The 13,244-nt window shown below is 62.4% G+C and carries 7 protein-coding genes; 2 read left to right on the forward strand and 5 right to left on the reverse strand.

The genetic code is table 11. From position 1 onward, the window contains the following. Positions 1 to 71 precede the first annotated feature (71 nt). Both J2857_RS27705 and J2857_RS27710 read left to right on the forward strand, forming a co-directional pair. Positions 72 to 1,730, forward strand: a complete 1,659-nt coding sequence (locus tag J2857_RS27705; protein ID WP_210013285.1) for an OFA family MFS transporter — start codon at positions 72 to 74, stop codon at positions 1,728 to 1,730. Between the two features lie 230 nt (positions 1,731 to 1,960). After that, on the forward strand, positions 1,961 to 3,010 hold the full coding sequence (locus J2857_RS27710; protein WP_210013286.1) for an aldo/keto reductase: 1,050 nt from the start codon (positions 1,961 to 1,963) through the stop codon (positions 3,008 to 3,010). Between the two features lie 130 nt (positions 3,011 to 3,140). Here J2857_RS27710 and J2857_RS27715 read toward each other — a convergent pair whose 3' ends face one another. The 5 genes from J2857_RS27715 to J2857_RS27735 all read right to left on the reverse strand — a co-directional run bounded on the left by J2857_RS27715 (position 3,141) and on the right by J2857_RS27735 (position 13,134). Then, positions 3,141 to 3,620 carry a chemotaxis protein CheW gene (locus J2857_RS27715; RefSeq protein WP_007769363.1) on the reverse strand — a complete coding sequence of 160 codons (480 nt, stop codon included), beginning with the start codon at positions 3,618 to 3,620 and terminating at the stop codon, positions 3,141 to 3,143. Further along, on the reverse strand, positions 3,620 to 5,407 hold the full coding sequence (locus J2857_RS27720; RefSeq protein WP_210013287.1) for a methyl-accepting chemotaxis protein: 1,788 nt from the start codon (positions 5,405 to 5,407) through the stop codon (positions 3,620 to 3,622). The genes J2857_RS27715 and J2857_RS27720 overlap by 1 nt, the downstream gene beginning before the upstream one ends. Positions 5,408 to 5,706: 299 nt before the next feature. Then, entirely contained in the window at positions 5,707 to 6,636 is a 930-nt protein-coding gene (rocF, locus tag J2857_RS27725) for an arginase (protein WP_210013288.1), read from the reverse strand. 44 nt (positions 6,637 to 6,680) lie between these two features. Next, the gene (locus tag J2857_RS27730) at positions 6,681 to 11,180 is read right to left on the reverse strand and encodes a translocation/assembly module TamB domain-containing protein (RefSeq protein WP_210013289.1); all 4,500 of its coding nucleotides are present in this window, start codon (positions 11,178 to 11,180) and stop codon (positions 6,681 to 6,683) included. 28 nt (positions 11,181 to 11,208) lie between these two features. Further along, the gene (locus J2857_RS27735; RefSeq protein WP_432420189.1) at positions 11,209 to 13,134 is read right to left on the reverse strand and encodes an autotransporter assembly complex protein TamA; all 1,926 of its coding nucleotides are present in this window, start codon (positions 13,132 to 13,134) and stop codon (positions 11,209 to 11,211) included. Positions 13,135 to 13,244: the final 110 nt, after the last annotated feature.

Consider the following 13,244-nt stretch of genomic DNA (forward strand, 5'->3'; position numbering starts at 1 on the left):
CATCCATCCGGCAGGTGAGGGGCCGGAAGGGGGGATAAAGCCTAGCCATCATCCGAGGGAGGATATTTTAAATGGCATTTGCAGGAACGACGAACGAGGGCCTGACAGGCAATGTCGGGCTCCTCGATAGGGAACGTATTATCGCAAAACCAGGTTTCAATCGCTGGCTCGTGCCGCCGGCAGCTTTGGCCATTCATCTTTGCATCGGCATGGCTTACGGCTTCAGCGTTTTCTGGCTGCCGCTGTCCCGCGCCTTGGGTACCACGCAGGACCCGTCCTGCACCAGCCTCAACCTCCTCTCGGCCCTGTTCACGACAAGCTGCAACTGGCGTGTCGCAGACCTTGGCTGGATCTACACGCTGTTCTTCGTGCTGCTCGGTTGCTCGGCGGCGATCTGGGGCGGCTGGCTGGAGCGGGTCGGCCCGCGCAAGGCTGGTTTCGTCTCGGCCTGCTGCTGGTGCGGCGGCATTATCGTCGCGGCGATCGGCGTCATGACCCACCAGTTGTGGCTGATGTGGATCGGCGCCGGCGTGATCGGTGGCGTCGGCCTCGGCCTCGGCTACATCTCACCGGTTTCGACGCTCATCAAGTGGTTCCCCGACCGTCGCGGCATGGCAACCGGCATGGCCATCATGGGCTTCGGCGGCGGTGCGATGATCGGCGCTCCGCTCGCCAACCTCTTGATGAACTATTTCAAGACCGATAGCTCGGTCGGCGTCTGGCAGACCTTCATCTGCATGGCGGTGATCTATTTCTGCTTCATGATGGGCGGCGCCTTCGGTTACCGTATCCCGCCGGCCGGCTGGCGTCCGGAGGGCTGGACCCCTCCGGTCTCCAAGACGACGATGATCACCACCAGGCACGTCCACCTGCGCGATGCCCACAAGACCAAGCAGTTCTGGCTGATCTGGGCGGTGCTTTGCCTGAACGTTTCGGCCGGTATCGGGGTTATCGGCATGGCGTCGCCTATGCTGCAGGAAATCTTCGCCGGATCGCTGATCGGCCTGCCGAACCTGACCTTCTCGCAGCTTGATGCGAGCCAGAAGGCACAGATCGCCACGATCGCCGCCGGTTTTGCCGGTCTGCTGTCGCTCTTCAACATTGGCGGTCGCTTCTTCTGGGCGTCGCTCTCCGACAAGATCGGCCGCAAGAACACCTATTATACGTTCTTCGTGCTCGGCATCGTGCTTTATGCGCTCGCTCCGACGCTTGCCGACCTGGGCAACAAGGCGCTCTTCGTGCTCGCCTTCGGTATCATCCTGTCCATGTATGGCGGTGGTTTTGCGACCATTCCTGCCTATCTCGCGGATATCTTCGGCACCCAGTTCGTCGGTGCGATCCACGGTCGTCTTCTGACGGCCTGGGCGACGGCCGGCATTCTCGGTCCCGTCGTCGTCAATTACATCCGCGAGGCGCAGCTCACAGCGGGTGTGCCGGCCGGACCGGCGCTTTATACCGGCACGATGTACATCCTCGCCGGCATGCTGGTGCTGGGGTTGATCGCCAACTCGCTGGTGCGTCCGCTTGGCGACAAATGGTTCATGTCGGACCAGGAAGTCGCTTCGCTGCAGGCAAAGACGGCTGCCGCGAATGCCGGGCCGACCGGTTCCTTCGGCATCGGCACAGGCGGTCTCGACGCCAAGGCGGTGCTTGCCTGGACCGTGGTCGGCATCCCGCTTCTCTGGGGCGTCTGGGTGACGCTGAAGAGCAGCCTGGTTCTGTTCGGCTGACATTCGTCGACAGGAATGACCAAGGGGGGCGGCATGTGCCGCCCTTTCATTTTGTCTCGCACGGAAATGTGAGGATAAAAACGGAGGGGGCTCCGATTGACGTTCGCGAAATCCGGACTAGATTGTGTTCCGGAGCCCCAAGTCGCTTTCTCCGCGATACGCACGCGCCCGCGTGCCCGATCCGGCTCCAAACACTGCTTTCATATCTTCAGTGCACACGGGAGCTCTCCATGCGCTACAATCAATTGGGCAATACCGGTCTTTTCGTCTCCGAACTCTGCCTCGGCACGATGACCTTCGGCGAGAACCAGGCGGGGGCCGTCTGGAGTGCCGTCGCCGGTCTCGATCAGGATGCCGCCGACAAGATCGTCGAGCGCTCGCTGGCTGCCGGCGTCAACTTCATCGACACGGCGAATGTCTATTCTGAGGGCCGGTCAGAGATCATCCTCGGCCAGGCGATCAAAAACCTCGGCGTGCCGCGCAAGGACGTGGTCATCGCCACGAAATTCTATGGCCAGATGGGCGACAAGCCCAACGATCGCGGCGCCTCCCGCGGGCACATCATGGATTCGGTGGAGCAGAGCCTCGAACGGCTGCAGATGAACCATATCGATCTCTACCAGATCCATGGCACCGACACGGTAACGCCGATCGACGAGACGCTGCGGGCGCTCGACGATCTCGTATCGCGCGGCCTCGTGCGCTACATCGGGCTCTCCAACTGGGCTGCCTGGCGGATGGCGAAAGCGCTCGGTATTTCCGAACGCAAGGGTTATGCCCGTTTCGAGACGGTGCAGGCCTATTATTCGATCGCCGGCCGTGACCTGGAGCGCGATATCGTGCCGCTGATGCAGGAGGAGAAGCTCGGCCTGATGGTCTGGTCGCCGCTCGCCGGCGGGCTGCTCTCCGGCAAATACGGTCCGGGTGCTCCGGGCAACGGGGAAGGCCGCCGCGCCAGCTTCGATTTTCCCCCTGTCGACAAGGATCGCGCCTGGGCTTGCGTCGCAGCCATGCGTGAGGTCGCCGCCCGGCACGGCGCGAGTGTCGCGGAAGTGGCGCTGGCCTATATCCTGGCCAAACCCTTCGTGACGAGCGTCATCATCGGCGCCAAGAGGTTGGAGCAGCTCGAAGAAAACTTGAAGGCCGTAAAGCTGAAGCTGGATGCGGAGGATATGGCAAAGCTCGACGAGGTCAGCGCGCTTGCTCCGGAATATCCGGGCTGGATGCTGGCCCGCCAGGGTGCCGGGCGCCGTCCGGCTCCGTTCGAGCCGAAGGAATAGTCATGAAAAAAGCCCGCGGCGGTTCAACGCTGCGGGCTCCATAATCTTATGGCGGCTTAGAGGTCTTTCCAGCCAACCGCCTTGGCCTTGAGGTCGACTGCGCAGGCCTTTCCAGGCCCCGCTATCGCGATCAGGCAGCCAGATCTTCGGCTTCGGTGCCCTTGAACATCTTGGCGAGGTTCAGGAAGCAAATCATGCCGTTCTCGTTGGCGATGATGCCTTCGGAGAAGGACTTGTCGAAGGAGGCAGAGATTTCCGGAACCGGCTGAACCTGGCTCGAAGGGATGGTCAGGATGTCCGAGACGCGGTCGACGAGCATGCCGATGACCATGTTGTGGACTTCTGCAACCACGATGGCGCTGCGCTCGTTGGCAACCGTGCTCTTCATGCCGAGCTTGTAGGCAAGGTCGATGATCGGGATCACGGAGCCGCGAAGGTTCATGACGCCGATGACGTCGGCCGGGGCGTGCGGGATCGGCGTCGAAGGCGCCCATCCGCGGATTTCGCGGATCGTCGTCGTCTTGACGCAGAATTCCTGATCATGGAGACGGAAGGCGATGATTTCCAGCGTTTCGCCGCTGTAGCTTGTGGAGTTGATCGTCGTAGCCATCAGAATTCTTCCCAACTATCCGTTGCCTGAGCGGCAGCGGCGGCACCCGTTGTGGTCCGCGCGACCGTTGCCATGAGTTTGCGTGCCGGCGATGCAACGGGTCGTGCATCAGGTCGCGCTATCGCAATCTTATGCGAAGAATGTTGCGCAAATCTAAATCGCGCCAGAAGATCGCGCAGGATTTCGGCTTCGCGCGCCAGGCTGTGGCTGGCGGCCGTTGTTTCCTCGACCATGGCAGCATTCTGCTGCGTGTTCTGGTCCATGGAGTTGACGGCCTTGCTGATCTCCTTGATACCCGTGGACTGTTCGCGGGCAGCCTCGACGATCGCTGAAACATTGCCGTTGATCTCGTCCACCTGGGACATGATCTCATCGAGCGCCTTGCCGGTTTCGCCGACGAGCGCGACGCCACGCTTGACCTGTTCGGAGGAGGTCGAGATCAGCGTCTTGATCTCCTTGGCCGCGCTGGCGGAACGTTGAGCCAGTTCGCGGACTTCCTGGGCGACGACCGCAAAGCCTTTGCCCGCTTCGCCTGCGCGTGCCGCCTCGACACCCGCATTCAGCGCCAGCAGGTTCGTCTGGAAGGCGATCTCGTCGATCACGCCGATGATGTTGGAGATTTCCCGGGACGACGTTTCGATCTGGCCCATCGCGTTTACCGCGTTGCGGACCACGGCACCGGAATGTTCGGCGCTTTTTTTCGCGTGCGAGACGAGGTCGCCGGCTTCTTCCGCGCGTTTGGCGCTGTCGATGACGGTGCGGCTGATTTCTTCCAGCGCCGCAGCGGTCTCCTCGACGGCCGCCGCCTGCTGCTCGGTGCGCTTGGCAAGGCTGTCGGAAGCCTGGCGGATTTCGCTGGAGCCGCCTGCAATCCCTTCGGCATTCTCGCCCACGGTGCGCATGGCCTCGGCCAGTTTCCCGATGGCTTCGTTGAAATCGACGCGGATCTGTTCGAGCGTCGAAATGAAGGGCTTTTCGATTCGGAACGTCAGGTCGCCGTTTGAAAGGGACGTCAGGCCGTCGGCGATGTCGTCTACGGCCCGAACACGTTCGGTGATGTCGGTCGCAAACTTGACCACCTTGAAGACGCGGCCGTCGGCGTCGAAGATCGGGTTGTAGGAGGCCTGGATCCAGACTGCCTTGCCGCCCTTGCCGATGCGCTTGAACTCGGCGGCAATCGCTTCGCCGCCGGAGAGCTTCTTCCAGAATTGCGGGTATTCGGCGCTGTCACGGAACGACGGCTCGCAGAACATGCTGTGATGCTTGCCGGTGATTTCCGAAAGCTGATAGCCGAGACAGGCGAGGAAATTCTCGTTGGCGGTCAGGACATCGCCACCGGGAGTGAACTCGATGATGGCCTGGGTGCGCGAGATGGCGTTGATCTTGCCCTCGTCTTCCGCGGATCGGAGTTTCGCGGCGGTTATGTCGGTTGCGAATTTGACCACCTTGTAAGGCCTGCCGCCTGACATCACCGGATTATAGGAGGCCTGGATCCAGATCTCGCGGCCTCCCTTGCCGATGCGCTTATAGGCGGCGGCATCAAATTTGCCGTCGCCGAGGTTTGCCCAGAAATCCTTGTAGGCCTGTGACTTCACGTAATTCGGGTCGCAGAACATGCTGTGATGCTTGCCGACGATTTCGGAAAGTGCGTAGCCAAGCGTCTTGCAGAAGTTCTCGTTGGCCGTGAGAACCTTTCCGGATAAATCAAACTCGATAATGGCCTGCGACTTGTTGAGTGCCGCAAGTACTGCTTTCGCGTCAGCGCCTGGGAGTGAAAGTATGGACATTTGGCTCGCTTGCCCCCGTCTGTAAATTCCCGAACTAGCTCAATTTGCCAGCTGCGTCACGAGATAACCGCCTCGCCGCCGGGGTACTGAGTCTTGCCAAAAATAGCATTGAGAATTTAACGGAAGGTCAATAATTCTGTTTCGGCGCAGCTGTGGAAATTACGTACCCACTTGCCTTTTATCAAAACTAAGACAGACAAGTAGAATCTGAATTTATATTATCTGGCTGGAATGTCTCTTCGTTTTTTCACTTTCAGCGGCTCTGATTCAGTAATGCAAATATAGGCTTACGCCGCATATCAAGCCGAGCGGGTGGGACGATCGAGAACGCGTCGGCCGAAAAGACTTGCCGCCAGTTCCACCATGATTCGAGCGCTCTTGCCGCGGTCATCCAGAAACGGATTGAGTTCGACGAGATCGAGCGATGCGACGAGCCCCGTATCGTGGAGCATCTCCATAATCAAATGCGCCTCGCGGAAGGTCGCGCCGCCCGGCACTGTGGTGCCGACACCCGGCGCTATGTCCGGATCCAGGAAATCGACGTCCAGGCTGACGTGGAGAAGACCATTGGCGGCGTTCACCGCCTCGATGACCTGGCGCATGATCGCGGCAATCCCGTGTTCGTCGATGGCGCGCATGTCGAAGACGTTGACGCCGTGATCGGCGATGAGTTTCCGCTCGATTTCGTCGACGGAGCGGATGCCGATCTGGAAGACGTTTTTTGGATCGACCATGGGCCGGGCGCTGTCGAGAATCGGTGCGAATTCCGCCTGGCCGGTGAAGAAGGCGACAGGCATGCCATGGATGTTGCCGGAAGGCGATGTCTCGGGCGTGTTGAAATCCGTATGGGCATCGAGCCAGAGAACGAAAAGCGGCCGGCCGATCTCGGAAGCGTAACGCGCCATGCCCGGCACGCTGCCCATGGAAAGGGCGTGGTCGCCACCCATGATCACCGGAATGGTGCCGGCCCTGGCCATTTCATAGGTCCGGGTCTCGAGCGCGCGCGTGAACGCAGCGACGATCGGCAGGTTTTTCGCGTCTTTTCTCTCCGGCAGATCAGTTGCCGGTTCCGGACGCAGGTCGCCATTGTCGACTACCCGGAAACCGAGGCCCTCCAGTGCCTTGACGATGCCGGCAAGCCTGAAGGCCGCCGGCCCCATGGCGCAGCCGCCGCGACCGGAGCCCTCTTCCAGAGGAACGCCGATCAATGTGATGTCTTTGGAGGTCATGCTTTTTCTCCCGAGCAAGCAGGAATGAAACGAAATATGCGAGATCAGTATTCGCGCTCATAGAAGATGCCGGCCTTGCCGCCTTCGGTGCCGGCGCCGGCCTTGAGCTTGACACCGCGGCCGACATCGAGATTGATCGTCGCTTCGGCGCCGCTCTCGCCGCCCTGCTCAACCTGGATATAGGTGCGGTTGTTGATGTAGCGGCCGACCGACACGGTGGTCTGGCCGGTCGCATCGGTGTTGATGTCGAGATCGTCGACGCCGAGATTGTTGCGTAGCGTTTCGAGCAGCGATGCGGAGCCGCCGCCGGCGAGCTGCGCGACGGCGTCGGCCAGCTGGGCGATCTGCAGCGGCGACAGCCGTGACATCGACTGGCCGAAGATCAGTCGCGCCAGAACCTCGTCCTGGGGCAGGGCGGGCGAGGAGGAGAAGGCGATCGTCGGATCGTTGGCGACGCCCGTGACTTTCACCGTGATCGTCGTCGCGGCGGAGGTGGTGTTCGCCTCCATGTTGAGAACCGGGATCAGGCCGCCGCCGAAGGTTATGTCCCCATCGGTGAAATCCATTCGTTTGGCGAGGATCACGATACGGCCGCGGCGCATCTTGAAGCCACCGGCGACGACCGGTGCGATCGCCGTACCCGTTACGGTCAGGTCACCGCCGAGCTCGGCGTCAATACCGCGACCGCGCACGAAGATGCCGTTCGGCGCGCTGATCTGAAGGTTGAGGGCGATCGGGTTCGAACTGCCGCTGGCGCTCTTCGGCCGCAGCTTTTCCATCTGCCTCAGCACGTCGGGCGGGGCATTACGATGGCGGATATCGATGGCGGAAAGCGAGGTCGGCAGGCGGGCGGGCACGGTGATCGCCGCCTTGGTCAGCGTCACGCGTCCTCCGAGGACGGGGCCTGACGTCAGCGGGCCGGTAATGGTCAGGGCGCCGTCGGCGGTCGCGGCAAAGAGCGCGCCATCGGCGTAGGATGCCTGAGCAAGGGTGATCTTCAGATCGGCCGGAAAGCCTGAACCGGGCGCGATGCCGACCGAGCCCTGGACCGAGACCGTGCCACCGCCCGAGAGCTTGCCGGAGAGCCTGGAAATATTGGCGCTCTTGCCGTCGAAGGCAACATTGGCGGCAAGATCCGTCAGGGCGAGGTTACGGCGAACATCCACCAGTCGGGCGCCCGACGAGGATGCGGTGCCGGTGATCGCCGGCGCCGCCGCCGTGCCGCCGATCGCGAGGTCGACATTGCCGGTGCCTTCCAGGACGAAGCCTTGCGCCGCCATCTGTCCGGCGAGAATCGAGAAGGGCAGTTTCCCACTGAATTTCAGATTAAGCGGTTTCTCGCCTGCGAGCGAAACCGAGCCGCCGCCCGACAACGAAACGCCGCCGCCGCCCGAAAGGCGGGTGTCGACGGTGACAGTGCCGTTCTGAAACGTGCCACCGGCGGTGATGTCGAAAGCGGCGACCCCGGCGGATGTGGTCTGCGCGACGCCGGCATCGGCCCAGCGCAGATCATAACGGACGGCGGGAGCTTGCGGCGTTCCCGTCGCGGTCACCGTGCCGGAAATCGTGCCGCGAGCGCCGAGGCTCGGCGCAAACGCGTTGACCAGGCTGGCGGGCACCGCATTGGCGCGGGCGTTGATGTCGAGTGCGGGAATGCCGTCCTTCAGGATAACCTTGCCGGCAGCCGAGAGATCGAGACCGCCGGAGCCTGTCAGGCGGGTCTTGTCTAACGTGACTGTTCCGTTGGCGAAGCTGCCGCTTGCCTGGACTCGAAACGGACTGATGCCAGCATCGCGCGACTGGCGAAGCTGTGCATCACTCCATTCTAAATCGTAGCGTATGGCAGGGGCAGACGCGGCGCCGGTGGCGTTGATCGTGCCGGAAATGGTGCCGGCAGCATTGATCGCGGGGACGAACGCGTTGATGAGATTGGCGGGCAGCGCCTTGATATTGGCGGTGAGGTCCAGCGCCGTGCCGGCCGTGCCGTTGACGGTAACGCTGCCGGCCCCGGTTGAGATGGTCAGATCGGCAAGACGCGCACCGCCGTTGGCGACCGCGATACGGGTCGGCGCGGCAAGCCGGACCGCGATGCTGCGGGGCGCCGCGGTGAAGCTCTGGATGCCGACCGAGATATCGGTACCGGTCTGGATATCGCCAACCGCAGTCAGTGGTGCGTTGTCATACTGGGCGGCGAGATTGAAATTGGTCCGGTTGCCGCCCTGGCTGACGCCGAGGTTGACGTCGTTGATGCCGACCGAGCCGGCACCGATCCGAGTGGCGCGGACCATACCCTCGGCCGCAATCGTCTTGATGTCGGCAATGGCGAGATCGATATTCGGTTGGGCGATCTCGATCGTGCCGCGGCGAAGTGCCTTGCCGGAAGCCCGGATGACGGCGCCGGCCTTGCCGCCCGTATTGCTGAACATCACCGTTCCCTTCAGATCGCCCTGGGCCTGCTGGGCGGCAAGGGCTGCGAGCAGGGAGACATCCGGGAAGTCGAAAGCGAGCTGGCCTTCCGGCAGGAAGGCGGGAGAGAAGTTCAAGGCGCCGGTCAGCTTGTTCGGACCGATCTCGGCGGTGATTGCCGGCGCGCTGGTGCGGCCCTGGACGGAAGCGAGGTCGGCATTGACGCGGATCGGCTGGCCATCGAGCGAACCCGTGCCGGTCAGCTTGCCCTTGGGGGCATTCGGATCGGCGGTGCCTTCCAGGATGAAACTCATGTCCTGGAGCTTGCGGCCGACCAGCCGCGCGTCGGCGGAATTGAGCACGGCCCGGACGGCCATTGCGGTCAACGGCCCCTTGGCGGAGATGTCGAAACCGGCCGCCCCCTCGGCTTCCGGCAGCCAACGCTTCAGATCCGGCACGCGGCCGGCCAGGCGCCCGGTGACAGTCCGATTGTCGAGCAGCATATTGCCGTGCGCTTCGATGGCGTTCGAGCGCATCACGAAGTTCTCGAGGCTGACGCGGCCGCCGCTCACCATGTTGACGTAGCCTTCGGCCGAAAGCTTGCCCTCGAATTTCGAAACTAGCCCCGGCGGCAGAACGGCGGGATTGGCAAAAACCCGGAAATTGCCGGTGACTGCCTGTTTCGACATGTCGTAAGCGCCGGAAAGCGTGCCGTTCACATTGCCGCTATCGAAGGTCGCTGCATCCAGGCCGATCGCCGGTGGCGCGAGCCTGAGCGGCGCATCCAAAGTCACCGGCCCGCGGATCACCCGGTCAAGAGCGTCGTTGGTGAAATCCGTGCGGGCGACGGTGAAGCGGCTGCGGATGCTGCCCGAACGGCTGATGAGGTTGAGATCTTCGCTTTCCGCCTGCAGGCGGATCTGGCCGAAGCGGCCCTGCGGCAGTTCGGCGGCGCTGAGTGCAGCCGTCGCGTTGAAGCGCGCCGAGACGGCCGCTCCGGTCAGCGTGAAATTGATGCTTTCGAAGGAGAAGCGGCTCTCCTGTCCGTTGATCGGCCAGACGAAGTCGACCGGCCCCTTCACGCCGTTGAGGCTGGCGGTGAGGCTGTTGTCGCCCGTCGGGTCCCAGGCCCCCTTGGCAGCGATCTTCACGGCGCCGGAGGTGAGATCGCCGCGTTCGATATCCACCCGGCCGGAGGGCGCATAGATTGCAGCAATGTTGATATCGGTCGTGCCGCCGAACAGCGGACGAAAGGCAGGCGGGAGAAGCGTCGACAACTGGCCGCCGCCGGTCACCTCCACCCTGTGCCTGCCGTTTTCGACCAGCAAATGTTTGCCGTCGACCGCGATGACGGGCGTGCCGCCGACGCTGCCCTGCAACTTTCCGGCCCAGTCGGAAAGAGGTCCTTCGCCATCGAGCGCCAGCTCGACCGCCGGAGTGCCGGGAAGACGCAGAAGGCGGGCGAGCAGGCCGCCCTGCGGCTCGGACACGGCAGCCTTGAGTGTCAGGCGATTTTCGGACGGCGCGTAAACCACGTCGGCAGATGCCTTGGCATCCGGCTCGTCCTTGCGGGTTGCCTGCAGATCGAGCGAAATGTCAGGCCCCGTCGCGTCGATCGATCCCTTCACCGAAAGAGAGAAATCCCGCCCCGAAAAGGCCTGGGAGAGATTGATATCCGGCAGGTCGATCTGCGCCACGCGGATGCCGACGGGCAAGGGCGATCCGGAAGAGCCCGTCGATGTCGTTTGTGTCGTGGCGGGCGCTTTCGGCGGCCGCGGCGCACGGATGAAGTTGACGGTGTCAGCTGAAATATGTTCGGCGCGGAAGACCCCCGTCACCAGGGACGTCGGCGACCAATCGATCTTGATCCCGCCGATCTGGGCATAGGGGCCTGCGTCGTCGGACAATGTAAGGGCATCGATACGCAGGTCGCCGGTCAGCAAGCCTTCCGGGGGCGTGAAGGAGATGCCGCGGTCAGGCGTGGAGACGATGGCGGAAATGCGGTCTGCGGCGACGCGCCCGCCGACCGGGGTGAGGGCGACAAAAAGGACGACGCCCAAGGCCATGACGAACAGGATCGCGACCACGCCAAGCGCGGCCTTCAAGATCCATTTCAACAGGCGAACCATCAGCATCATGCCCTGAGCGTTACCCTTTCACTGCCTTTCAGAATGCCTGTCCTATGCCCGCATAGATACCGTACTGGCTACCGCCGTCATAGCGCTGCAACGGAATTGCAACGTCCAATCTGAGCGGTCCGAAAGGCGTGGCATATCTCACGCCGATCCCCGCACCAGCACGTATATCAGAAAAATCGGGCACGATTCCGGTCGATACCGTACCAATGTCGACAAAAGGTACAATGCCTATGTTTTCTGACACTTTTACTCTCACTTCGAAAGATCCCAGCGTATAAGAGCGCCCGCCCGTGGCTTCATCGGCGCTGTTATAGGGCGAAATTTCCCGATAGGCGTAGCCGCGCACCGATCCGCCACCGCCGGCGAAGAATCTGCGTGTCACCGGAATTCTTTCAAGGTCGCTTCCGCCGACCAGTGTTCCGGCGGCCAGACGGGCGGCCAGCACGACGCCGTCCTCTTGTCCGAGGCCGAGATAGCCCGAGATCGAGCCCTCGAAGGAGGAGAAGATCGTGCCATCCATGAGCTCGTAGCTCGGCTTGGCGGAGAGGGTTGCGTAATATCCCTTGGTCGGGTCGAGCTTGTTGTCCCGCGCATCGCGCTCGAAGCTGACCGGCAGGCTGAGTGTGAGATACTGGTTGTTGCCGAACGCATCGTCGGCGTCGATATAGGCGATCTCACCGCCACCCTTTAGCTTGTCGGTCTCGTTCAGTTCGTAGGTGATGCCGGCCGAGTAGATGATGGTCTGCGCCTCGTAGACGTCAGGCGTCTCGCTCTTGGCTTCCAGACGGGATTCGAAGGTTGCCTCCGGCACGAAAGCGCCAGGCTTGGTGAAGATGATCCCGGCGGAATAATCGAAGGTGGTAACATCGGTGGTGGCGCCGATACCGGACACCTTGCCTTCGATGCGCAGCGATTCGGCTTCCCCGAAGAGGTTGCGGTGGCCCCAGTAGCCTTCGAGGCCGGCGCCGTCGATCGAGGAATATTCGGCGCCGAAGCCGAAATAGCGATGCTTGCCTTCCGACACCTCGATCGTCAGCGGCAGCGAACCGTCCGGCGCCAGCTTCTCCGCTTCGTGGATCGTCACGCTGGAAAAGACGCCGAGCTCGCGCAGGCGATCATTGGCTTTCTTCAACTGCACGGGCGAGTATTGGCCGTGTTTGTCGAGTCGCGAATACCGGCTGATGAAGGCGGCATCAACGGTGCGCGAGCCCTTCACCGCGACGGTTCCGAACGGGGCAACGGGGCCGCCGATCGCGCCGAGCACCACGTTGACCGTGTTGGTGCGGTGATCGGCCGTCACCTGCCGCTCCGTCAGCTTTGCGAGCGGCCGGCCCTCGTCCTTCAGATCGACGAGAAGCTGTTGGCTGGCCTTCAGGATCAGCCGGGAACCCGCCGCACCGCCGGCAACGAGGTCATATTTTTCCGGATCGCGGCCGACGGCGTCTCCCTCGAAACGGACCGAGCCGAGTTTGAAGGCGGGGCCGGGATCGATGCGGACGGTGACCGGCACGGGTGCCGCGTGGTCGAATGTGGGGTTGGGCGGCAGGCGGTCGATATCGGTTCCGGCGACGGAGATATGCACGGTGCCGCCGTAACGGGCCTCTTCGTAGAGCACGGCGATCAGCCGGTCGCGGTCTTCGCGCGCCTTGATGATGACGCCGAGATCGCCGGAGACGGGCTGCTTTTCGTCGGCGATCAGGGAGGCGGCGGATTCGAGGCGCTTCCTGAGGTCCTTGTCCGCGTCGCCGGCTTCAAGCGTCGCGTCGTAACGAACGGGATCGATGACCTCGACCTTGTCTTCGTCGTCGCCGAACAGCGTGATGCCAAAGAGTTTGAAAGCGTAGGCCTGGCCGGAAAGCGGCGGGAAAACAAGAAGCAGCACGGCGAGCATTGCGGCGTTGCCTGCTCCCCTCAGCTTCCGTTTTTCTGTCCGCCCAGTGTTTTCGTTCCGCATACGCAAACTGCTGTGGATTCCCCCGGCTGGAAGCCTTCATAGCATCCGACGAAGCGGACTATCTAACTGCAAAAGACGAAGCCGGGTACCCCTTCGTGATGATTTCATGA

It is taken from the genome of Neorhizobium galegae (assembly GCF_017877055.1).
GTDB lineage: Bacteria > Pseudomonadota > Alphaproteobacteria > Rhizobiales > Rhizobiaceae > Neorhizobium > Neorhizobium galegae_D.